Genomic DNA, 24554 nt, shown 5'->3' on the forward strand with positions numbered 1-24554 from the left:
CATGCAAGAACAAACACAGATTTTTGGAATTAGAGCCATTTTAGAGGCTATTAGCGCAGGAGAAACGATTGATAAAGTATTTCTTCAAAAGGGATTGAAAGGCGACTTATTCTCAGAGTTAGAATTCGCTATACGTCAACATTCCATTAATTCGTCATATGTTCCTGTTGAAAAACTTAACCGTTTAACCAGAGGTAATCACCAAGGTGCGGTAGCTCAAATCTCTCCTATTGCATTTTATGATTTGGAAGATTTAGTATCTCAAGTAATGGAATCTGGTAAAACCCCTTTATTCCTTTTACTGGATCAGTTAAGCGATGTTCGTAATTTTGGAGCAATCATTCGTACAGCAGAATGTACCGGTGTTGATGGCATCATTATTCAGAAAAAAGGTGGTGCTCCTGTAAATGGCGACACCATTAAAACCAGTGCTGGTGCTGTATTTAAAATTCCAATCTGTAAAGTCGATCACATTAAAGATGCCGTGTTCTATATGCAGGCTTCAGGTATTAAAGTCGTTGCGGCAACCGAAAAAACTGATGCCACCCTTTACGATGTAGATTTTACAGAACCATGTGCCATTATTATGGGATCGGAGGATCGTGGTATTAATCCGTCTACATTAAAAGTTGTGGATGCTAAAGCTAAACTACCTTTATTAGGAGAAATAGGTTCTTTAAATGTTTCTGTGGCTTGTGGTGCCTTTTTATACGAAGCCGTAAGACAACGTTTAAAATAAGCTAATCGTCATTCTCTTTATACTCTTTATATGAGTATCGAATTATTATAGATTCCTCCTCCTCTATTTCTGGTTCGAGGTTTTCTATAAAGTTTCCGTTTTCATCAAAATGTTTTAAAAACGGATCGTCATCTTCGTTATAATCGGGTTGTTCCCAAACGTATTTTTTAGGTTTGGCAATAGACTTTTTAAAAATAAAAGCAAATAATAAACCTGTTATTAACCCGGCAAGATGTCCTTCCCATGAAATCCCTTTTTCTATAGGTAAGGTATACCAAATCATACTTCCGTAAAGAAAAACCACTAAAAGCGATAAAGCAATTAATCGGTAGTATTTGGCAAAAACCCCCTTAAAGAATATAAAGCTTACCAAAACATAAATGAGTCCACTGGCTCCAATATGATATGAGGGTCTGCCTATGAACCAGGTTAAAAATCCGGAAACGAGAATACCGTAACCAATCACTTTCCATGCAATTGGCCGATAGAAAAAAAACAAGGCAGAACTTAGCACAAGTAAGGGTACCGAATTATGAGCCAGATGTTTTATGCTTCCATGGATAAACGGACTAAACAAAACACCTCTTAATCCTTTTAAGGTCTGCGGATAAATTCCGAATTTACTCAGTCGCAATCCAAATCGAACATCTGCCCAAAACATAACCCAAATTATAAGCACAAAAAATATGGGGTATGCAATAACGCTTGTTGAAAAGTGGAAATGTCTATGCTGCTTCATAGGACTAAATATAGCAAATTGTTAACCAATTTTATCGGTAATGCTAAATTGGCAGATAACTTGCGTGAGGTATTGTAGCGGCATCCTTTTTTGAAATTTCAAAAAAGATATAGAGAAAAGACCGACCTTGCTTTTTTGCAAGGGCACGCCAATAACTTAAAAAATTGCTTTAATTTTACAGCTATGAATGAACCATTAGCAGAGCGTTTAAGACCTAAATCTTTAAAGGACTATGTTAGTCAATCACACCTGGTTGGCGAACATGGTGTGTTAACGAACCAAATTAAACAAGGATTGATTCCTTCAATGATTTTTTGGGGGCCTCCGGGTATTGGGAAAACGACACTGGCTAATATTATTGCGTCGGAATCTGGCCGACCGTTTTACACCTTAAGTGCTATTAGTTCTGGTGTTAAAGATGTTCGTGAGGTTATTGATAAAGCTAAACAAAGCGGCGGGTTGTTTACAACGAAAAACCCAATTTTGTTTATTGATGAGATTCATCGATTTAGTAAATCACAACAAGATTCGTTATTACAAGCTGTTGAAAAAGGCTGGGTAACCTTAATTGGGGCGACTACCGAAAACCCGAGTTTTGAGGTTATTTCTGCGCTATTATCGCGCTGTCAGGTTTATATTTTAAAACCTTTTGAAAAAACCGATTTAGAAACGCTTTTACAGCGTGCCATTAAGGAAGACACCTATTTGTCTCAAAAGAACATTACGCTTAAAGAAACCAGTGCCCTTTTAAAACTTTCTGGTGGAGATGCCAGAAAACTGCTCAATATTTTTGAACTGATAGTTAACTCTGAAGAATCGGATAATATTACCATTACAGATGACGACGTGTTGCAAAAAATTCAAAACAACACCGTTCGTTACGACAAAACCGGCGACCAGCATTACGATATTATTTCGGCATTTATTAAATCGATTAGAGGTAGTGATCCTAATGGAGCCGTCTATTGGTTAGCACGAATGATTGAAGGCGGCGAGGATGTAAAATTTATTGCCAGACGCTTGTTAATATCAGCCAGTGAAGATATTGGCAATGCCAACCCTACGGCTTTGGTTATTGCGAATAATACATTTCAGGCAGTATCTACAATTGGGTATCCGGAATCACGAATTATTTTAAGTCAGTGTGCCACATATTTAGCGTGTTCTCCTAAAAGCAATGCTGCTTATATGGCTATTGGTAAAGCGCAGCAACTGGTCAAACAAACTGGAGATTTAACGGTGCCTTTAGATATTAGAAATGCGCCTACCAAACTCATGAAAGAGCTGGGTTATGGTGATAATTATATGTACGCACATAATTACGAAAACAACTTTGCACCTCAGGAGTTTTTACCGGATGAAATTAAAAACACAAAACTTTACGACCCAGGTAATAATGCGAGAGAAAATGCACATCGTGACTTTTTAAAACAGAGATGGAAAGATAAATACGGGTATTAGACCAATAAAAAAAAGGGAACCAATCGGTTCCCTTTTTTTTATTTTATAATTTGAATTAGAACTTAATATTAAGTTCTTTCTGTTTTGTACCTTCTGAAGTGTTGTACTCAATAATCCAGGCATCTCCCTTTTTATAGATAATGGCATTTTCACCATTTACCATAAATAAATTAGGTTGAGCCGTTTTAGTGATTTTGTAAACCACTTTAGGAGTCGCATCTACCAACTGATAGCCATTTTCAATTTCTTGAGCATACAACACACTACTCATTACTTCTTTAACTTCGGCTTCAACAACCTTTTCATCTTTAACTTGCTCTACTTTTTCAACAGCGACAACTGGAACTATAGTTGCTGCTGCAGCTTTTTCTGCTTCTTTAGCTTTTAAAGTTTCAAGTTCTTGTTTTAATTGTTGAATTTCCTGTTCTGTACTTGTTGCAGCCACAGTAGTTTGAGTTGCAACAGCTTCACTTGGCTGATAGGTATAATTTAAAGCCTCAATATCGGTAAACGCATCTCTTAATGCTTCGTTGTAGGCTCTGTTAAAATCTTTTTCACGGCTCTCTCCTAACTTTGTAGTAAACACAACGGCATCATTGCAATCTTTTAATTCAACTGTCAGTTTAGTTTTAAACAAACCTGAATCTTTCAAAGCATCAGACTTTAAAGCTAAACAACGGTTTTTAACTAAATCGTCAGGATAAGTTTCACCTTCCATTAACGCTTTAAATCCGTATTTTTCAAATAAGAATTTAGTTAACGAATTTAACTGATACTGATCTTTTTCTTTTAGAAAGTCGTATTTATTAGGAACGATAACATATTTATAAGCGTTTAAATTTGCCTGAGCAAACACACTACCCGCCACTAAACACATTATTAAGAGTGATAAAAATTTAGTTTTCATTGTTGTAATATCTGTTAATTTGAAATTATAAATGTCGTGAGCATTATTTTTTTATGATTGAGTAAATATACGTTTTGTTATTTATTTCTATTTTCTGAAACGTAAAAAATCTTGAAATCCCATACAAGGTAATTTACAAATACTTTTTCAACTCTATTAGGTGTTTTACCTGTTTTATATGAGCTTCTACTTCCTGATTAAATTCATTAAAATAGATAACATCCATACCAATACTCATAGCACCAAGTATATCGGCTTCAAAACCATCGCCTATCATGATACTTTTTTCAATTGATGTATTTGCCTTTTCTATGGCATGTTGAAAAATTTTAGGGTTGGGCTTTTTAACCCCTACCGTTTCGCCATTCGTAACCGTTTTAAAAAAATGACTAATGTTAGACTTCATTAATTTTTTAGTCTGAACCTCTTCAAATCCATTTGAAAGAATATGTAAATTATATTGACCTGAAAGGTACTCTAAGATTTCAACCGTGTTTTCAAACAGAAAATTATGATCAGTTAAATAGGTAATATAATCTTCAGCTAATTGATGAATGATTACTTCTGCGACAACCATATTTAACGCCGTAAACGTATCATTCAACCTTCCGAAGCGCATAAAAGCCTTATCGACTTTTTCATCGCGATACAATTTCCAGTATTGTAGGTTAATTGCTTTGTAATGTGTTAAAAACTCTTGTAAATCGACTTCAACCTTGTTCAGCTTTAAAATCTTATCAAAAGCGAGTTCTGAGTTTTTGTCAAAATCCCATAAAGTATGGTCTAAATCGAAAAATATATCTGTAATTCCGTTAATCTTCATTTGGCGAAAATAAAACAATATTAAATAATTCTTTAAAGCCTTTCCAACGCTCGACATCACTAAACGTGTAATTATGAAAAACAGGTATAAATTCACCATTTACCCGTTTCACCTGTTTAATAATTTCATTTAGGGCTTTCTTTTTATCTAATAACGAATGTTGTTTAAGTAAGGTATAATCCATCACATGATATGAATTAATTTTTAATGGCGTCTGTACCTCGTAATCTAAATCGTAAAACAGAAACGGTGTACAGGTTCCGGCACGAAATCCCATGTAATTTACATATCCCATGGTGTAGTCTTCCAGAATTTCATACTCTATTAGGTTTCTATAAGACTCCGGAAGATTTAGTTTTGAAAACGATTGGCGAGATGCTTTTAAAGGTACATTTAAAATATCTTCCATACGCATCTTTTCTTTTTTTAATACATCAGCATTTTCAAGAGCAAAATAAGATGCTTTTAACCCTACATAACAATAATCGGCAACATGCTTTATTAGAGAAATAAAATGTTTACTGTTTGGGTTTGTGCCTTTGTCGAATGTTGAAAAATCACCAAGTAAAAAGAAGAACAAAAACTTATAATTGCTTTGCTTTTGTTTGTTGATGATATATTTAAACGTATCGTAAGGGTCGTGTTGCAACCCGAAGATTACCATAAACCTATTGTAAAGTGTTTTAAATTTCAGCTGAAATAACTCCTTTAATGTCCCGCCAACACCACGCATGACGCCCTTCAACTTAAAATGATAAGCTGTAGGTACATCTATAATTGGTTTGATGCTGTACTCGCGTTTTGGAAATTTAAAATCTTCAAACTGTTTTTGAAGCGCATCTCTGAATTTATATGCCCAGATATCAACCACCGGTTGTTCTAAAAATCCGTTTTTGTAAGCGATACTTTCTGTAGCTAGAAAGCGTCCGTATTGATCTTTTACATGCGGTAAATACTCTTCATATCTCGACAACAAATAAAATGAAGCCGCAAAAATATCGAAAGGAATCGCACTTTTATCTCCTGCCGAAAAGAAACCTTTGGTATCTTCCCATGAGTGTACATTGACATCAATATCGCTTAATCCCTGCTCGAATAAAATATCGTGACTTCTTATAAAAAACTCATTACCCAACTGCTGTTTGGTATAAGACATTTTTAGACTATCATGTGCAATGAAGCTTTCTATCTGAGTTGTGAAATCGACCTCAACTCCTAAAATACGGGTACATATATGCTTAAAAACATACTTTAAACGTGGTGATATTTTATGGGTGTAAACTAACAGCATATGGTATAACGAGAAGTATTTATGCTAAATTACAGAATTCCCTCGTCTGCGAAACTAAAGTATGCATTTTCTGTTATAATAAGATGATCTAACACTTTAATATCTAAACTTTGTGCTGCCCCTTTTAACTTTTCTGTAATTTGCTTATCCGCTTCACTAGGCTTTAATGTTCCGGATGGATGATTGTGAGCTAATATTAACCCCGTTGCACCAACTTCCAAGGCTTTTTTTAATACAAGCCGAACATCGACTAAAGTTCCGGTAATACCACCTTTGCTTAACTGATTCTTTTGAATAACTTTATTAGAATTATTCAAATAGATAATCCAGAATTCTTCGTGTTGTAATTCTCCAATAACGGGTTGCATAAGCTCAAATACCGACAGACTTGAAGATATTTGCTTTTTTTCTAAAGCCTCCTCACCTCGTCTTCGTCGTCCTAATTCCAACGCTGCAGCAATAGTAATAGCTTTAGCTTCTCCAATGCCTTTAAATTGCATTAATTGTTTCACTGTCAGCTTTCCTAAAGCACTTAAATTATGATCAACACTGGCCAGTATGCGTTTACACAATGCTACAGCACTTTCTTCCCGGTTACCGGAACCTATTAAAATAGCTACTAACTCGGCATCACTCAAAGCCGACCTTCCTTTGTATAACAATTTTTCGCGAGGCTGATCGTCCTGACTCCAATTCTTAATAGAAAATGATGTTGATTTTTCGTGCATACAGTAAATATAAATATTGTAATTTTATATTTCAACATTTGAACCACTGAAAATCAACTAATAAGACAACAGAAAAATGAAACCACTTAAAAAAGAAGATATTAATCAGGAAGTTTTCGATTTATACGACGATTATGCACACAACAAAATAAACCGACGCCAGTTTGTTGAAAAACTATCGGTTTTTGCTGTTGGCGGTATTACAGTGTCTTCCCTTCTAAGTTTTATAACGCCGAATTATATTGACACCTTGTTGGTTGACCCGCAAGATCCTAAATTAGATTCAGAATATATTACATATGAATCTCCTAATGGAGGGGGCAATATTAGAGGCTTACTTTCAAAACCTAAAAAAGCTAAAGGTAAACTACCTGGAATTATTGTGGTTCATGAAAATCGAGGACTTAATCCTTACATTGAAGATGTTGGCAGACGCGCAGCTTTAGAAGATTTTATTTCCTTAGCTCCCGATGCCTTAACGCCACTTGGTGGTTATCCTGGAAATGATGATGACGGTCGTTCTTTACAACGTCAGCGTGACCGAAATGAGATGCTCGAAGATTTTATTGCTGCTTACCATTACTTAAAAAATCATAAAGATTGCAATGGAAAAGTGGGGGTTGTTGGGTTTTGTTTTGGAGGTTGGATAGCCAATATGATGGCTGTTAAAGTCCCAACCTTATCGGCTGCTGTACCGTTTTATGGAGGACAACCATCAGCTGAAGAAACTGCAAATATTAAAGCACCGTTACTTATTCAGTACGCTGAATTAGATACGCGAGTTAACGCAGGATGGGGCGCCTACGAAACAGCTTTAAAAGCCAATAACATTGAGTATACAACCTATATTTACCCGGGCGTAAATCATGGATTTCATAACAATACCACGCCCAGGTACGATGAAGCAGCCGCAACCTTAGCCTGGCAAAGAACCATTGACTTTTTTAAAGAAAAATTAAAATAATTGAAACGTCTAATTATTCCTTATAACTTAGAAATCATTTAATTTATTAACTTTTTATGCATAAATTTATAGCACAGGTCAACTATAAATTTATGCATTTTACTTTATCATCGGTTTCAATAAAAACGACAATACTTTCAGTTTTTCTGATATGTTTTGGTTTTACCTACTCGCAAGCGCAAGATTCAGAAAACACTATTGATTCTTTAATTGTTAATGCACCAAAGGCGATTCCGTTAACAGCCATTATTCAAAATATCCAAAAAACGAATGAGGATTTAAAACTCATTGAGCGCAAACTGGAAGCTAATAAAGCTGTACATAGGGTGGATTCGCTGTACCCAACATATGCAGAGTATATTGACAAACAACAGGAGCAAACTCAAAAAGTATTAACCTCAAATCCTAACAGACAAAAAATTGAAAACCTATATACCAAGTGGAATGGAAACCGAATTTATTTAACAGGAATTGAGGACGATGTTAATAACTATGTATCCAGAAATACACGCCTTCTTGAAACCATAGAGTTACATCATAAAACATGGGATTTAACACTTGAAAATGCTAAAAACGAAGAAGCTCCGAAGGAAATATTAACCCGTATCACCGATTTAATAAAAGATATTGAAACTGTTGACAAAGCCATTATTGAAGAAAATAATACAGCGTTAAAACTGGAATCGAAAATCAATTTTAAAGTGGAATTGATTAACGAGATTATGGAGGAAATATTAACGCTTAAAACCTCGGAAACATACGATTTGTTTCACCTGCGAAATGAACCCTTATGGAAAACATCGTTTTCAAAAACTGAAAAATCAAGTAATACCTCAGTTTTAGAAACCGCTTCCGACAGCTTTAAAGAACTGGTTAGCTTTATTAAGGTAAACAAAAGCTCTTTTTATCTTTACTTTGCCCTTGTTCTGTTCTTATTTGGAATTGTTTATTTCTTAAAGCGAGGATTTGAAAAATATGAGTTCGTAACAAACGACCCTAATTTACTCATCTCTAAAGATGTCATTTTAAAACATCCGGTCGCTACATTCATTTTTCTATCGTTACTTCTTGGCAATATATTTTTTACAGGGACTCCTAAACTTTTTGAAAGCATTTTAATCCTAGGGTTAATCATTGTCTCTTCGTACGTTGTTAGACCACAAATAAAAACTCAGTTTAAAAACATATACTATGTTATTACATTTTTCTATGTTATCGATTCGCTAAAAACATTTTTATGGTTTCATCCAGGAGTTTACAGAATTTATCTTCTGTTAGAAGCCACACTTATCGGAGTAGCGCTTTATTTATTACTCAAAAAACTTTACCAAATCAGCGATTCTAAAGTCAATCCGCTTAGTAAATTTTTAATTCAATTAAGTCCAGTCATTTATATTCTGGTTTTTATTGCCGTTATGTCAAACATTTTAGGCTATACCAACCTAACCGATATCACTCTTAAAATATGTACCCATATAGGCGTAATAACCGTTATTTTCTATAGTTTACTATTAATCCTTGAGGGAATATCAACCAGTTTAATTCACAGACATTTTAGTTCAAAAGCTGTAATTGATCACTCTAGAAAATTAGCTTTGGAAATTAAACTGATGAAAATTTTAAGAGTCGTTGTTCTCATTTTTTGGTTTCTGTTTTTCTTGAATATGATTGAAGTTTACAGGCCTTTAAAAGATTATTTAACCGATGTACTTTCAGAACCTTATAGCCTCGGAACCATAACCATAACAATTGGCTCCATTTTATCATTCATTATCATTCTTGCATCTTCATATTTACTAACAACCTTAATTTCGTTCATGATTGATGATGGCGATGGTGAAGGCATTTTAAAATCGTTACGATTACCTAAAGGTATACCTGCAGCTGTCTCCTTAGTGATTCGTTATTTTATTGTGGCTTTCGGATTTGTGTTTGCGTTGTCGTCCTTAGGCATGGATTTAAGCAAATTTAATCTACTTGCAGGTGCCATGGGTATTGGTATTGGTTTTGGTTTACAGACCTTAATTTCGAACTTCGTTTCCGGATTGATTTTAGTGTTCGAAAGACCCATTTTACAAGGCGACACCGTTGAAGTCGACAACCTATTAGGTCGAGTGCATAAAATTGGTGTACGTTCTTCAAAAATCAGAACCTTTGATGGTGCCGAAGTAATTGTTCCTAACTACAATTTAATGTCTAACAATCTTATAAACTGGACGCTATCAGATAACATAAAACGTATTGATATTTTTATTGGCGCCGCTTATGATGCCGACCCAAATCTGGTTTTAGAAATCCTGGCTAAAGCCGGAGCATCGCATCCCAACGTACTAAAAACACCTCCAGCACGTGGATTATTTCTTGAATTTGGTGATAACTCACTTAATTTTGTTCTACAATGCTGGGTGCATTACGAAGTGAGTTTAGTAACCAAAAGTGAGGTTTCCGTTGCGGTTTATAATGCCTTTAAAGAAGCTAATATAGAAATACCTTTTCCTCAAAGAGATATACACATCAAGAGTATGCCAAATAACAATACACTTGAAGATACTAAGTCTTAAAGAAAAAGGTATTTATTTATTTATTTATTTATTTTATTAAAGCTTTTACCTCATCAAAATTAAGTCCGCCGTAGTTACCTGAACTCATCAGTAATAAGGCTTTGTTTTCTAAATTTTGAGATAATAAAAAATTCTTAAAATCGTCTGGATTGGTGTAAATAATTAAATCGTCACGCTCGAACGCCTGAGCGATTTGATCATGTGAAACAGCATCCAGTTTTTTAATTTCTACCGCATGCGGCGAATAAAATACAACTGCTGTATCGGCTGCATCTAAAGCACCTTTATATTCCTTTAAAAATTCAGCATTTAAACTGCTGTAAGTGTGAAGCTCTAAACAGGCTACTAATTGCCTGTCACTATACTGTTCTTTCACTGCTTTAGTTGTTGCTTCTACTTTACTTGGTGAATGGGCAAAATCTTTATAAGCAACACTGGTTTTCCCTTCGGCTATTTTTTCCAAACGTTTGCTTGCGCCTTTAAAGGTTGAAATTGCTTCATAGAAATCATCTTCATCAATACCCATGTGTTGACAAATCCATTTTGCTCCTGCAAGATTGTTAAGGTTGTGTTTACCAAAAACCTCCATTGGCATTGGACCCTCAGGAGTTTCTAAATAGGTTTCGCCATCTTCAACAGTATATTCTGGTGTATTGTAGGCTATCTTGCGTATCGGATTTTCAGAAGCTTCAACAACTCGTTTTACTTCAGCATCTTCTTCATTATAATTTATACTTCCGCCTTTAACAATAGAATCTACAAAAATCTTGAACTGCTCTACATAGTTTTCGTAGGTCGGGAATACATTAATATGATCCCAGGCTATTCCACTTAACAAAGCTATATTAGGTTTATACAAATGAAACTTGGGGCGTCTGTCGATTGGTGAACTTAAATACTCATCACCTTCCAGAACAATAAAATCATTCTCCTCGGTTAATTTTACCATCACATCGAAACCTTCCAGTTGCGCACCTACCATATAATCGACATCACGATCATGGTAATGCATGACATGGAGAATCATAGATGTAATCGTAGTCTTCCCATGACTTCCACCAATAACTACACGCGTTTTATTTTTGGATTGTTCGTATAAAAACTCTGGATAACTGTAAATTTTAAGTCCTAATTCCTGCGCCTTTAACAACTCCGGATTATCGGCCTTAGCATGCATTCCTAAAACAACAGCATCTAAACTTTCAGTAATTTTTTCTGGAAACCAACCAAATGCTTCCGGAAGTAAACCTTTGTTTGCCAAACGTGATTTTGAAGGTTCAAAAATCTCATCATCACTTCCTGTTACCTGATATCCTTTGTTATGTAAAGCTAAAGCGAGGTTATGCATCGCCGAACCACCAATGGCTATAAAATGTACGTTCATAAGTTACTTTTGTAGTTTGTAAAGATAAGGATTGCTATGTTTTTAGTCGTAATACAAGCCTCTTAAATTTTTGAATTTTATTGATTTTCTAAGGCTTTAATCTGAAGTAATAAATCAGGATCCTTATGTACACTGTAAGCGGATTTAAGATTTATAATCGCCTTTTCAGGTTTGTCCTGTGCAATGTAGAACTTGGTTAATTTATCGTAACATACCAACGAACCTCCTTCAGTTATCGCCAGTTTATAATACTTCTCGGCTAACTCAGGTTCATTATCATTTTCATATATAAAACCTTTTGCCAAATAACCATCTACTTTTGATAACTTTTCCAACTCCTCCGCATAAGGTAAAGCACTTGAAACACCTCCCCCTAAAAAACCGGGTAGTTTCATATAATATTCAACCAAAGCCCAACGTGCGTCAATATGTTTCGGATCTAGTTTAGCTGCTTTTAAAAAAGCTTCCTCTAGGTCGTTAATTAAAGTTAACGCTCGAATTTTACTAACCGATAAGGCTTTCATCCCTAATACGCCACCAAATTTATAATGATAATTTGCATTCTTGCCATCAAATTCAATTAGAGTCTGATAGCTATTCATTGCTTCATCCCATTTTTTTTGATGACCATATGTATCTCCTAACAACTCTACCGCCTCCATATCATTGGGATGTTGTTTTAAATATGAATTTAAAATCGCTTCGGCTTCGATAAATTTTTCTTGAACTAAAAGGTCTTGGATCTTTTTAGAATCGACCTGAGCTATTGTTAATATCGGAAAGAAAAGTAAAAACAGAATTCGAGGCATTACACAATTTTATTTTAACAAAAATAATTCTTTTGAATCAAATAAAAACACCAACCTGAAGTTGGCGTTTTTACTAATATAATAAACATTTTTATTTGCTTGGTGGCATCGTAGGTCGCACCTCTATTTTACTCGGTAAGGTTCTTGGATTTAGCTTCAATAAATCCACAACAATTTCACCTAAATCTTCAATTTGAATTTTCCAGGCATCACTTTCATCCGGCGTATTACCATTAAAATATGTTGACACCGAACCTGGCATAATAGTACTTACCTTTATTCCATACTGACGCAAATCTAGCATTACCGATTGCGAAAACCCTGTTAATCCAAATTTACTGGCATTGTAAGCCGACCCTTTTGCGAAGAAATTCGTTCCAGCCAAACTGGAAATGGTAATAAAGTAACCCTGAGATTGTTTTAAAGCTTCAATGCTGGATTTAATAGAATAAAATACACCCGTTAAATTGGTATCAATAGTTTCCTGCCACTGCTCTACGGTTAGGTCTTCAATACTTCCAAAATGCCCTATACCGGCATTAGCAATGACGACATCAATTTTATTAAACGTTTCTAAAGTCTTCTGAATGGCCTCCTGCTGACTCTCATAACTTCTTACATCGGCCTGAATACCTATAGCTTTAGCACCTTGTGTAGCATTTGAATTTAAAGCATCAGCCGCTCTTTGTGCTGTTGCTAAATCCCTTCCTGTTATGGCTACATTTACACCTTCGTTTAATAAAGACTGTGCAATTCCATAACCTATTCCTTTTGTGCCTCCGGTTATAAAGGCCACTTTATCTTGTAATGATTTCATAACTATTTTTAGTGATTTTTGTAAAGCTACAAAACGAAAAATCAATTTAAGAATCTAAAATGTTATGATAATCTAAAAATTATTACTTTGGAGGAAACTCGGCTAACATTTTAACTGCTATCGTCTTAAAAAGAGCCTCCCGACTCTCAGGTGTTTCGTTAGGTTTAAAAGCAGATTCACTTACCGCCTGCCAAAACAGTTGTTTTTTATTTTCGTCAACAAACTCTAATGTTATTTGTCGGTTTATATTAGATTGCCCCACAGGCACACCGATAGATACACCACCACCAACATGCCTTCCTGTGCCGCCTAAACCAATACCAAATGAACTTTTTGGTCCTTCTTCATATTCCTTACTACTCACATCAATAAAGAAATCTGGTTCTTTAGCCAGGGTATAACCTTGTTGAGACAACTGATTATCTAAAGCATCAAGAAAACGCTTAGTGTCCAGTTCACTTAAACCGGTATTCATATCGGCATAATAATTATAAGTCTTGTATTTTGAAAAATCAGCCTCTTGGTCGTAATCAAAATTTACACGAACAGAGGCACAAGAAATTAAAAATAGAACAAAAAAAGCAGAAAGAAAGGTTTTCATTATTGAATAGATTTAGATACTTCAAAATAACGAAAAAATTACTTTTCTCCTTTTCTATCCATTGATTTTGTGAGTGCCGCAGAAATAATAGCCGTCGGAATGGCAATTATTCCAAGGCCTATCATTAAAATAAAAAAGGTAAAAATACGTCCACCAACCGTTATAGGATATACATCGCCATACCCAACGGTTGTTAAAGTAATAACAGCCCACCAAAGACTGTCAAATACAGATGAAAAATATTCAGGTTGTTGTTCATGCTCGAAATAATAAATACCGACCGCCGAAAAGAATATTAAAATAAGGGTAGCAAAAATAAATAGTAAAATTTCTTCCTTCGCCGACTTAATGGCTCTTACAAAATGATGTATAGCCTTACTGTAACGTATTAGCTTTAATATCCGGAATACACTAAGAAAACGCAATGCTCTTAAAGCACGTAAATCGACGCCAATAGAAAGATAAAAAGGCAGAATAGCCAGCAAGTCTATAAGTCCAAAAAAACTAAAAATAAATTTAAACTTATGTCTGGCTAAATAAATTCTAAGAAAATATTCAATTGTAAAAACTGCTACAATAAAAAGATCTACATAATGCAGAACCTTTCGGGTATGCGGTTTTAAATCTGGAATGGTTTCAATTGAAAAAATGATTATCGATATCAAAATCAACAGTTGAATAAATAACGCATAGAATTTACTTCTTTTGCTATTATTTATTTCAACCATATTTTTGATATGATGTCTCACTATTCATCAATTAATCATTCAACATTTTCCAAAGCTTGTCTTTAAGTTCCTGAATACCTTGCTGTGCTACCGATGAAATAAACATATAAGGTATTGGTAATTCGTTGTCTAATTCCTCCTTTAATTCTGCTTTTAACTCATCATCCAGCATATCACATTTTGATATGGCTATGATGCGCTCTTTGTCAAGCATTTCAGGATTGTAACGACGCAATTCGTCTAACAGAATATCGTACTGTTTTCTAATATCTTCAGCATCTGCCGGAATTAAGAATAAAAGAATGGAGTTACGCTCAATGTGGCGTAAAAAGTAATGCCCTAAACCACGACCTTCAGCTGCTCCTTCTATAATTCCAGGAATATCAGCCATCACAAAGGTTTGATAATCGCGATATTTTACGATTCCTAAATTCGGTTTCAAGGTTGTAAACTCGTAATCTGCAATTTTTGGCTTTGCCGAGGTTACCACAGACAATAATGTTGACTTACCGGCATTAGGGAAACCTACCAATCCAACATCGGCAAGCACCTTAAGCTCCATGGTTACATATTTTTCCTCAAGAGGCATTCCAGGTTGTGCGTAACGAGGTGTCTGGTTTGTAGCACTTTTAAAATGCCAGTTTCCTAAACCTCCTTTTCCTCCTTGAGCTAATATTTTTTCTTGTCCGTCTTCGGTAATCTCAAAAAGAATTTCATTGCTTTCAGTATCACGAATTACCGTTCCTAATGGCACATCGATATACACATCTTCGCCATCGGCACCAAAACTACGTGCACTAGCACCATGCTCTCCATGACCGGCACGAATGTGTTTTTTAAACTTTAAATGCAGAAGGGTCCATAGGTTTGATTTTCCGCGAACGATAACATGACCTCCACGACCACCGTCTCCTCCATCGGGCCCACCTTTAGCTATATATTTTTCGCGATGTAAGTGTGCTGATCCTTTTCCTCCATTACCCGAGCTCACATACATTTTTACATAATCAACGAAATTTCCTTCTGTCATTGTTGTTTATTTTAATCTTCCACCACAGTGGATTTTCTATTAAATGCTAATTCTATTTTAAAAAAACCATATCCTTAATACTTTAAAGATATGGTTTTTATTGCTTTAAATCCTTACGGATTAAGATTTATAAGTTATCTATAACGCTGCTTAAACGCTGAGTAATCTCTTCAATAGATCCTACACCATCTACACCAAAATATTTATTTTGAGCAGAATAGTAATCTTTTAAGATAGCTGTTTTGTTATAATACTCAGTAATTCTATTTCTAATAATAGACTCGTCGGCATCATCGGCTCTTCCGCTGGTTTCACCTCTTTTTACTAAACGCTCTACTAAAATTTCATCCTCTACTTCAAGAGCTATCATAGCGCTAATTGCAGAGTCTTTGCTTTCCATCAACTTATCTAATGCTTCAGCCTGTGCACTTGTACGAGGGAACCCGTCGAAGATAAATCCATTAGCATCCGTATTTTTTTCTACTTCAGCTTCAAGCATATCAATAGTTACCTGATCAGGAACTAACTCACCTTTATCGATGTATGATTTTGCTAGCATTCCTAAAGCGGTTTCGTTTTTAATGTTGTATCTAAAAACGTCGCCAGTAGAAATATGTACCAACTTATACTTCTCTTTTAAAAATTCTGCTTGTGTTCCTTTACCAGCACCTGGAGGGCCAAATAGCACTAAATTTGTCATGTATTCTGTTTGTTTGATTTGATATATTTCGGGTAAGTTTCTTCCCAGTCCGTCGTAATCTAATCCATAGCCTACAATGAATTTATTAGGAATCTCTATACCTACATAATGAAGTTTGAAATCTTTTTTATAAGCTTCAGGTTTGTAAAATAACGTGGCAATTTTTAAAGATTTTACCCTTTCATTCTTAAAAATACGGTGTACCTCGGCTAAAGTATTACCAGTATCGATAATATCTTCAAGGATAACCACAGTACGTCCAGATAAATCTTGTGTTAAGCCAATAAGTCTTTGAATGTCTTCGGTAGACTTTACGCCTTCATAAGAGGCTAACTTAATAAATGTTACTTCACATGGTTTTTGATACTTCTTTACAAAATCGCTTACTACCATAAACGATCCATTTAAAATACCAATAAACACAGGAATTTCATCTCCAATATCTTTCGCTATCTCGCTTGCCATTCGCGTCATAGCCCGATCGATTTCTTCGGCAGAAATAAACGGTTTAAAAAATTTGTCGTGTAACTTTACCACTGAAACTTATTTTAATAAAGGTGCAAAGATAATCAATAGATTAAGGAATCACCATTTTTTGATTTACGATTTAGATACTAATTAATATTTAAGTGTATTTTTGCATCATATTTTGTCGGTTAGACAATTTAATTTCATTTTTAAAGATAAACAATGAACTATTTTTCTTCAAATTTTAAACTAGGTATTCTTGGTGGCGGACAATTAGGTAAAATGCTTCTTAACGATACCAGAAAGTTTGACATATATACTTGTGTATTAGATTCAAGTAACGAAGCGCCTTGTAAAATTGCAAGCAACGAATTTCATTTAGGTGATTTAATGGATTATGATGCCGTTTACAATTTTGGTAAACAGGTTGATGTATTAACTATTGAAATTGAAAACGTTAACGTTGATGCTTTAGAAGCCCTTGAAAAAGAAGGTATCAAAGTATATCCGGCATCTAAAACCCTTAGAACTATTCAAAACAAGGCGAGACAAAAATTGTTTTATAAAGACAATAATTTACCAACCTCTCCTTTTACGCGTTTTGCTTATACTTCTGAAGTAAAAGAAGCTATCGACCATGGTAGTTTAACTGTGCCTTTCGTCTGGAAATCAGCTCAGTTTGGTTACGACGGACAAGGGGTGAAAATTGTAAAATCGGTTTCAGATTTAGAAGGTTTACCAAATGTGGAATGTATTGCTGAAGAATTAGTTCCTTTTAAAAATGAATTGGCAGTAATTGTGGCTCGCACACCTTCTGGAGAAAGCAAAAATTTTCCAGTGGTTGAAATGGAATTCCACCCGGAAGCTAATCAGGTAGAATACGTTATTTGTCCTGCAAGAATACCGGAAGACGTAGCGCAAAAAGCGATTGATGTCGCTTTAAAAACTTCGGAAGCTTTTAACCACGTTGGTTTATTAGCCGTTGAAATGTTTCAGACGCATGATGATAACATTTTAATTAACGAAGTGGCTCCCAGACCTCACAACTCAGGACACCAGTCTATCGAAGCAAGTTATACCTCGCAATTCGAACAACACTTAAGAGCCATTTTAGATTTACCTCTTGGACGTACCGACAGTAAAGTTGGTGGTGTTATGGTAAACTTAGTAGGTGCTGAAGGTTACAGCGGAAATGTAGTTTATGAAAACATTTCGACTATTATGGGCTTAGATGGCGTTACACCACATATTTATGGTAAAAAGCAAACGCGTCCATTTAGAAAAATGGGACACGTTACTATTGTTGACCAAGACATCAATCAAGCTCGAAAAATTGCTGAAGAAGTAAAATCAACCATAAAAGTGATTAGCGAATAAACGCTTAATCAAAATTTAAAGACAAAAACATAAATTAAAATATAGATGAATAAAGTAGGAATCATCATGGGAAGCAAAAGCGATTTGCCGGTAATGCAAGACGCTGTAGACATTTTAAAAGATTTCAATATTGAAGTTGAAGTAGATATCGTGTCTGCTCACAGAACTCCTGAAAAATTATTCGACTATGGTAAAAATGCGCATACTCGCGGTATTGGAGTAATTATCGCTGGTGCCGGTGGTGCAGCCCACTTACCTGGTATGATCGCATCTTTATCACCGCTACCGGTTATTGGTGTCCCTGTAAAAAGCAGCAACTCTATAGACGGTTGGGATTCTGTATTATCTATTTTACAAATGCCCGGTGGTGTGCCTGTAGCAACGGTTGCATTAAACGGTGCTAAAAATGCCGGAATTTTAGCTGCGCAAATAATAGGTTCTGCAGACGAAGCGGTTTTAAACAAAATTGTAGACTACAAAGAAAGCTTAAAGCAAAAAGTTTACGAGTCAGCAAAAGGCTTATAAATCAAAAAACCCCGAAGAGATTCGGGGTTTAGTGCTATTAAGAATAATTCATTTGAGTTAGTCACTCTTTCAATTGAACTGCGCCAAATCTACAAAAATTATACTATGTATGCATAATATATTTTTTGTTTTAACATATTTATTATTAAAATGATAAACATCCTATTAAAAAAATTTCAAACTCCTTTTAATACTGCGCCATTTTCACAAATCAACAATAGTGATTTTCCTCCGGCGATAAAAGAAGGGATTGAAAACGCAAAAGCAGAGATAGACGCTATTACTAACAATCCGGAAGCACCAACGTTTCAAAACACCATCGAAGCTTTAGATTTTTCAGGAGAACAGTTAGACCGTGTGTCGAGTATATTTTTCAATTTGAATTCTGCTGAGACTAACGATGAGATTCAGAAAATAGCACAGGAAGTATCTCCCCTGTTATCCGAATTCAGTAATGACATTACCTTAAACGAAGCGCTTTTTAAACGCGTAAAAGCTGTTTACGATGAAAAGGGCACATTAGATTTAACAACCGAACAAGCCACCCTTTTAGATAAAAAATATAAAAGCTTTTCAAGAAATGGTGCCAATCTTACTGATGACAAAAAGCAACAACTCCGTAAAATTGACAAAGAATTAAGTAAGCTAAAATTAACATTCGGTGAGAATGTTTTAGCCGAAACCAATAAATATGAGCTTCATATTACAAATGAAGACGATTTAGCAGGTTTACCTGAAGGCGCTAAAGAAGCTGCTGCTCAATTAGCAGAAAGCAAAGGCAAAGACGGTTGGTTAATCACTTTAGATTATCCGAGCTATATTCCGTTTATGACTTACGCCGATAATCGCGAATTACGTAAAACCATAGCCATTGCCTTTGGCGCAAAATCGTTTCAAAACGACGAATTAGATAATCAAGAGATTGTTTTAAACATCGTAAAATTACGTCATGAGCGCGCGAATCTTTTAGGATACAAAACCCACGCACATTTCGTGCTGGAAGAACGTATGGCTAAAAACCCGGAAACCGTTCAAACCTTCTTAAACGATATTCTTGAAAAAGCAAAACCTTCCGCTCAAGACGAGTTTGCGAATCTTGAACAATTCGCCAAAGATTTAGATGGTATCGATCAGCTTCAAAAATGGGATTCGGCGTATTATTCAGAAAAATTGAAACAGAAATTATTCAATTTAGATGATGAAAAACTAAAACCATATTTCAAATTAGAAAACGTTATTAATGGTGCGTTTACGGTTGCCGAAAAACTTTTCGGTTTACAATTTGAAGAAATAAACACCATCGACAAATACCACAACGATGTACTAACCTATAAAGTAACTAATACCAACGGTGACTACATTTCTATACTTTACGCCGACTTTTTCCCGAGACCAGGAAAACGTAACGGTGCATGGATGACCTCTTACAAACCACAATATGTAAAAGACGGCGAAAACAGTCGTCCTCATATTTCAATCGTTTGTAATTTCACAAAGCCAACCAAAAGCAAACCGTCGTTATTAACATTTAACGAGGTAACCACTTTATTCCACGAATTTGGTCATGCCCTACACGGCATGTTAGCCAACACGACTTACCCTAGCCTTTCCGGAACCAGCGTATTCTGGGATTTTGTAGAGTTGCCAAGTCAGGTAATGGAAAACTGGTGTTACGAAAAAGAAGCTCTTGAATTATTCGCTACGCATTACGAAACAGGTGAAGTGATTCCTATGGAACTGGTTGAAAAAATTAAGGAATCTGCAACCTTTCACGAAGGCATGCAAACCTTACGCCAATTAAGTTTTGGTTTATTAGATATGAGCTGGCATGGTAGTGATTCGCCAGAACAAATTACTTCAGTAAAAGATTTCGAAACTAATGCTTTTGAAAACACGAAACTATATCCTGATGTTGCCGAAAATTGTATGAGCACCTCATTCTCTCATATTTTCCAAGGCGGATATAGTTCAGGCTACTATAGCTACAAATGGGCTGAAGTTTTAGATGCAGATGCTTTCGAATATTTTAAAGAAGAAGGTATTTTTAATGCAGAAGTCTCTCAAAAATTTAAAGATAATGTGCTATCTCAGGGTGGTACAGAAGACCCGATGACTTTATATAAACGCTTCCGCGGAAAAGAACCGCAACCAGAAGCGTTATTAAGACGTGCGGGATTGATAAAATAAAAAACTAAGGTTTCCGCTTGATTGAATAACTCAATTTTCAGTTAAGCGGAAATCATTTTTTTAAACTGCTGCGGTGTCATCATCTCCATCTTTTTAAACTGTCTGTTGAAATAACTGGCATTGTTAAATCCAGATTTAAAGGCAATTTCAGACATTCTAAAATCTTTAGCTTCCTTAATCAATTTCTTTGAAAATTTAATTTTTTCAGAATTAATATAATCTATTGGAGACACACCTAAGGTATTTTTAAACTTCTTATGAAAATGCGACGTGCTCATATAAGCTTTCTCTGCCAATAAATCTACCGTAATATCTTTATTGGTTAAATTCTCTTTTATAAACTTAATGACGGTACCAATTCGGGTATCGCTAAACGCCTGATTTGGATCATCAATAATTAAAGCTTTTGCTTTGGTTTGCAGTAACCTAATAATTAGCTCCTGAATCATTAAATCTAACAGCGCATCCTTAGATTTACTATTATTAAGAAAGGTGGATGTTAATCGCTCTATTAAATGATTTACATCCTGATGATTGGTTAAATGTGAGGTATTCTTATCTAAATTCCAGTTATTATTTTCGTTTTCAATAGCAACTTCGTAATTAAACTTTTCAACCACCTCATTAATTTTATCGGTATCAATACCTAAAGCCAGACATTGGGTTGGGTCATTTTCGGTTGCTAACGGAAAGTCAATAACCATTTCTTTTCTTGTTGGCATCACTACCGATTCGCCCGGAAAAAATTCAAAAGCTTCTAAACCATCAATATGCATAACTTTTTTTCCAGTAAGCATACTTGCTATCACCGGAAAATCGAAAATCAAGGACACTTTTTCGGCATACTGGTGAGTTTCAAAAATATTAAGCTCGGCGTATGCAGCACTATAGGTGGTTCTATTTTCTACTAAAGTAGATAGTTTTCTGTGACTTCTGTGGTGGTTTAATAACTGTCTCATAATCAATAGTACAAAAAAATAGCTTTAAAAACTGGAAATGATAGATATGTTCAAAATAATAATATTTCTGTTCAAGATAATCAGAAAACGACAATATAACTTTATAAAAACTAAACTTTAACTAAAATACCAACCATATTTTTAAACATTTAATAATTAAACTAAATAAAAAATGAGTTATTCCAAACCTAAATTTAAAGACACGTATTACAATTTTATAAACGGAAAATTTGTGCCTCCTGTTGGTGGTGAATACTTTGAAAACACCTCTCCCATAGACAATAGCTTGATAGCAAAATACCCACGTTCGCAAAAAGAAGATGTAGAATTAGCCTTAGATGCTGCCAACGCCGCTAAAGAATCATGGGGAAATACCTCAGCAACCGAACGTGCTACGTTATTAAATAAAGTCGCTGATATTATTCAGGAAAACTTAGAAGAATTCGCATTGGTAGAAACCTGCGATAACGGAAAACCTATACGCGAAACCTTAAATGCCGATGTGCCTTTATCTGTAGACCACTGGCGTTATTTTGCTGCTTGTATCCGCGCAGAAGAAGGTAGTGCCACCGAACTCGATGCCAACACCTTGTCCATGAATATTAAAGAACCTTTAGGTGTCGTCGGACAAATCATTCCATGGAACTTCCCATTGTTAATGTTATCGTGGAAATTACCTCCTGCATTAGCAACCGGAAATTGCGTGGTTTTAAAACCTGCTGAACAAACACCTTCATCGGCAACATTACTAATGGAAAAGATAGCCGATGTTTTTCCTCCTGGGGTTATTAACGTAGTTCACGGTTTTGGCCCTGAAGCCGGAAAACCATTGGCCTCAAGTCCTAAAGTGGATAAAGTAGCCTTTACTGGCGAAACGACTACCGGACAATTGATTATGCAGTACGCGTCGAAAAACTTAAATCCCGTAACCATGGAACTGGGGGGTAAATCACCCAATATATTCTTCAATTCGGTAATGGATGCCGATGATGCCTACCTGGATAAAGCCATTGAAGGCGCCGTACTTTTTGCTTTTAATCAAGGGGAAGTTTGTACCTGTCCGTCGCGTTTATTGGTTCAGGAAGATATTTACGACTCTTTTATGGAACGTGTTATTGCCAGAACCAATGCCATTATTCAGGATAATCCATACGATGTTAATACCATGGTTGGGGCACAAGCTTCGAATGACCAATATGAAAAAATTCAATCGTATTTAAAAATTGGTATTGAAGAAGGCGCAAAAGTATTAGCTGGAGGCGAAGCCAATAAACTTAGTGGCAATTTAGCTAATGGATTCTATATAAAACCAACCATTCTGGAAGGTCATAACAAAATGCGTGTGTTTCAGGAAGAAATTTTTGGTCCCGTAGTTTGTGTTACAAAATTTAAAGATGAAGCTGAAGCTTTAGAAATTGCCAACGACACACTTTACGGTTTAGGTGCTGGTGTCTGGACACGCGATGCACATCAACTCTATCAAATTCCGAGAGCCATTAAAGCTGGACGTGTTTGGGTAAATTGTTACCATGCCTATCCGGCACATGCGCCTTTTGGAGGGTATAAAAAATCAGGATTTGGCCGAGAAAACCACGTGATGATGCTCAATTATTACCGCCAGACCAAAAACATGTTAATCTCTTACGATAAAAATAAGTTAGGATTTTTTTAATAGGGTGACTACCTTAATGCAGAGGTCGGATTATTGCTCGATTCGGCCTCTCATTAATTCTATTATTATGGAACGCATTGCAATAACAGAAGAAGCCGCTAAAGTGGTTAATCAATTAAAAGCGAAACATGGTGAACTTATTTTTCATCAAAGTGGTGGCTGTTGTGACGGTTCTTCTCCAATGATTTTTGAAAAAGACGATATGTATCTCGATGAAAGCGATTTTCTTCTTGGCACGTTAGAAGGCGTTAACTTCTATATGAATCAAGACCAGTTTGAATATTGGAAACATACCCACCTTACAGTTGACATCACAAAAGGCCGAGGTGCCAGTTTTTCGTTGGAAATTCCTTTAGGACTTCGTTTTATTATTCATTCCCGATTATTAACCGATGAAGAAAATGCTGTATTAAATCCGAAAACCTAAATCCATTTTTTCTATTTATACTTTAAATTTACTTCCTTCTTCTTAAAGTAGAAGAATCCATTTTTTTATTCTATTTTTGGTAGGTATCAATAAACAGCCTGACCAATGTCTGACCATAAAATTAATCCGAATAAGTGGATCGATTTATATTCCGATTACCTCTACAATTACACGATTTCACGTGTTAACGACAGAGAGGTTGCTCAGGATTTAGTTCAGGATACTTTTTTCGCCGGATTAAAATCAATGAAAAATTTTAAAGGAGAATCTAGCGAGCGTACCTGGCTGATTTCTATTTTAAAGCGAAAAATAATTGATTACTACCGCAAGATTAATTCAAATAAAGGTCAAGCCGAAGTGCGCATGACCTTCAACACCGATGAAGACGAAGGTGACTGGTTGGAAGAGCGCGTCGCCGACCCATTCGATAAAACCGCTGAAGACGCCATGGAAAACACCGAGCTTGGTGATGCTATTTACAACTGCCTAAGTAAACTACCTGAAAAGCAAGCTCAGGTGTTTAGAATGAAAACTATAGAAGGACAAGATACCGAAGTTATTTGTAATGAACTCAATATCACTGCGTCTAACCTTTGGGTTATTATTCACAGAGCACGTACGGCAATGGCAGAATGTTTAAAAGAAAATTGGTTTTAA

At 35.5% G+C, this 24554-nt stretch carries 23 protein-coding genes; 10 read left to right on the top strand and 13 right to left on the bottom strand.

Translation table 11 applies throughout. The features are described 5' to 3' along the window. The first annotated feature begins 1 nt into the window (after position 1). Positions 2-739, top strand: coding sequence for a 23S rRNA (guanosine(2251)-2'-O)-methyltransferase RlmB (gene rlmB, locus NO995_RS02980; RefSeq protein ID WP_258226197.1), 738 nt, complete (start codon positions 2-4; stop codon positions 737-739). A gap of 1 nt (position 740) precedes the next feature. Here rlmB and NO995_RS02985 read toward each other — a convergent pair whose 3' ends face one another. Next, positions 741-1478, bottom strand: a complete 738-nt coding sequence (locus NO995_RS02985) for a rhomboid family intramembrane serine protease (RefSeq protein ID WP_258226198.1) — start codon at positions 1476-1478, stop codon at positions 741-743. A 183-nt stretch (positions 1479-1661) separates the two neighbouring features. Between NO995_RS02985 and NO995_RS02990 the strand changes: the two genes are divergently transcribed. Continuing rightward, positions 1662-2939 carry a replication-associated recombination protein A gene (locus tag NO995_RS02990; RefSeq protein WP_258226199.1) on the top strand — a complete coding sequence of 426 codons (1278 nt, stop codon included), beginning with the start codon at positions 1662-1664 and terminating at the stop codon, positions 2937-2939. Between the two features lie 55 nt (positions 2940-2994). Here the strand turns inward: NO995_RS02990 and NO995_RS02995 are convergent, their stop codons facing one another. The 4 genes from NO995_RS02995 to radC form a co-directional block, all read right to left on the bottom strand. Then, positions 2995-3846, bottom strand: a complete 852-nt coding sequence (locus NO995_RS02995) for a hypothetical protein (RefSeq protein ID WP_258226200.1) — start codon at positions 3844-3846, stop codon at positions 2995-2997. A 133-nt stretch (positions 3847-3979) separates the two neighbouring features. After that, complete coding sequence (locus NO995_RS03000) at positions 3980-4669, bottom strand: YjjG family noncanonical pyrimidine nucleotidase (protein WP_258226201.1); 690 nt, start codon at positions 4667-4669, stop codon at positions 3980-3982. Next, positions 4659-5960 (bottom strand): polysaccharide deacetylase family protein, encoded by a 1302-nt coding sequence (locus NO995_RS03005; protein ID WP_258226202.1) that lies wholly within the window; start codon positions 5958-5960, stop codon positions 4659-4661. Before NO995_RS03005 ends, NO995_RS03000 begins: the two co-directional genes overlap by 11 nt. Before the next feature lie 29 nt (positions 5961-5989). Beyond that, positions 5990-6688, bottom strand: coding sequence for a DNA repair protein RadC (gene radC, locus NO995_RS03010; RefSeq protein WP_258226203.1), 699 nt, complete (start codon positions 6686-6688; stop codon positions 5990-5992). 76 nt (positions 6689-6764) lie between these two features. Between radC and NO995_RS03015 the strand changes: the two genes are divergently transcribed. Both NO995_RS03015 and NO995_RS03020 read left to right on the top strand, forming a co-directional pair. Further along, positions 6765-7652, top strand: coding sequence for a dienelactone hydrolase family protein (locus tag NO995_RS03015; RefSeq protein WP_258226204.1), 888 nt, complete (start codon positions 6765-6767; stop codon positions 7650-7652). Between the two features lie 92 nt (positions 7653-7744). Further along, on the top strand, positions 7745-10213 hold the full coding sequence (locus NO995_RS03020; RefSeq protein WP_258226205.1) for a mechanosensitive ion channel family protein: 2469 nt from the start codon (positions 7745-7747) through the stop codon (positions 10211-10213). 28 nt (positions 10214-10241) lie between these two features. Here the strand turns inward: NO995_RS03020 and murC are convergent, their stop codons facing one another. The 7 genes from murC to NO995_RS03055 form a co-directional block, all read right to left on the bottom strand. Continuing rightward, complete coding sequence (gene murC / locus NO995_RS03025) at positions 10242-11597, bottom strand: UDP-N-acetylmuramate--L-alanine ligase (RefSeq protein WP_258226206.1); 1356 nt, start codon at positions 11595-11597, stop codon at positions 10242-10244. 77 nt (positions 11598-11674) lie between these two features. Then, entirely contained in the window at positions 11675-12406 is a 732-nt protein-coding gene (locus NO995_RS03030) for a lipopolysaccharide assembly protein LapB (RefSeq protein WP_258226207.1), read from the bottom strand. Between the two features lie 91 nt (positions 12407-12497). Continuing rightward, positions 12498-13223, bottom strand: a complete 726-nt coding sequence (locus NO995_RS03035; protein WP_258226208.1) for an SDR family oxidoreductase — start codon at positions 13221-13223, stop codon at positions 12498-12500. Between the two features lie 82 nt (positions 13224-13305). Then, positions 13306-13824: a DUF4136 domain-containing protein gene (locus NO995_RS03040; RefSeq protein WP_258226209.1), complete on the bottom strand. Its 519-nt coding sequence runs from the start codon at positions 13822-13824 to the stop codon at positions 13306-13308. A 38-nt stretch (positions 13825-13862) separates the two neighbouring features. Further along, positions 13863-14552 carry an ion transporter gene (locus NO995_RS03045; protein ID WP_255802835.1) on the bottom strand — a complete coding sequence of 230 codons (690 nt, stop codon included), beginning with the start codon at positions 14550-14552 and terminating at the stop codon, positions 13863-13865. Positions 14553-14583: 31 nt separating this feature from the next. Beyond that, positions 14584-15582, bottom strand: coding sequence for a GTPase ObgE (obgE, locus tag NO995_RS03050; protein WP_240571878.1), 999 nt, complete (start codon positions 15580-15582; stop codon positions 14584-14586). 127 nt (positions 15583-15709) lie between these two features. After that, positions 15710-16819: an adenylate kinase gene (locus NO995_RS03055; RefSeq protein WP_240571879.1), complete on the bottom strand. Its 1110-nt coding sequence runs from the start codon at positions 16817-16819 to the stop codon at positions 15710-15712. A 153-nt stretch (positions 16820-16972) separates the two neighbouring features. Between NO995_RS03055 and NO995_RS03060 the strand changes: the two genes are divergently transcribed. From NO995_RS03060 to NO995_RS03070, 3 genes are all read left to right on the top strand, one after another. Further along, a complete protein-coding gene (locus NO995_RS03060) occupies positions 16973-18127 on the top strand; it encodes a 5-(carboxyamino)imidazole ribonucleotide synthase (protein ID WP_258226210.1) in 1155 nt (384 codons plus the stop codon). Between the two features lie 45 nt (positions 18128-18172). Further along, positions 18173-18652 carry a 5-(carboxyamino)imidazole ribonucleotide mutase gene (purE, locus tag NO995_RS03065; protein ID WP_258226211.1) on the top strand — a complete coding sequence of 160 codons (480 nt, stop codon included), beginning with the start codon at positions 18173-18175 and terminating at the stop codon, positions 18650-18652. Positions 18653-18802: 150 nt separating this feature from the next. Next, complete coding sequence (locus tag NO995_RS03070; RefSeq protein WP_375141541.1) at positions 18803-20839, top strand: M3 family metallopeptidase; 2037 nt, start codon at positions 18803-18805, stop codon at positions 20837-20839. A 41-nt stretch (positions 20840-20880) separates the two neighbouring features. On the opposite strand, the gene NO995_RS03075 is transcribed toward NO995_RS03070, so the two are convergent. Then, positions 20881-21798: an AraC family transcriptional regulator gene (locus NO995_RS03075; protein ID WP_258226212.1), complete on the bottom strand. Its 918-nt coding sequence runs from the start codon at positions 21796-21798 to the stop codon at positions 20881-20883. Between the two features lie 172 nt (positions 21799-21970). Here NO995_RS03075 and NO995_RS03080 point away from each other — a divergent pair, with 172 nt between their 5' ends. The 3 genes from NO995_RS03080 (at position 21971) to NO995_RS03090 (ending at position 24554) form a co-directional block, all read left to right on the top strand. Further along, entirely contained in the window at positions 21971-23470 is a 1500-nt protein-coding gene (locus tag NO995_RS03080; RefSeq protein ID WP_258226213.1) for an aldehyde dehydrogenase family protein, read from the top strand. 67 nt (positions 23471-23537) lie between these two features. After that, the gene (locus NO995_RS03085) at positions 23538-23897 is read left to right on the top strand and encodes a DUF779 domain-containing protein (RefSeq protein WP_258226214.1); all 360 of its coding nucleotides are present in this window, start codon (positions 23538-23540) and stop codon (positions 23895-23897) included. Between the two features lie 105 nt (positions 23898-24002). Next, a complete protein-coding gene (locus NO995_RS03090) occupies positions 24003-24554 on the top strand; it encodes a sigma-70 family RNA polymerase sigma factor (RefSeq protein ID WP_240571886.1) in 552 nt (183 codons plus the stop codon).

The organism is Aestuariibaculum sp. M13, from assembly GCF_024723255.1.
Lineage (GTDB): Bacteria > Bacteroidota > Bacteroidia > Flavobacteriales > Flavobacteriaceae > Aestuariibaculum > Aestuariibaculum lutulentum.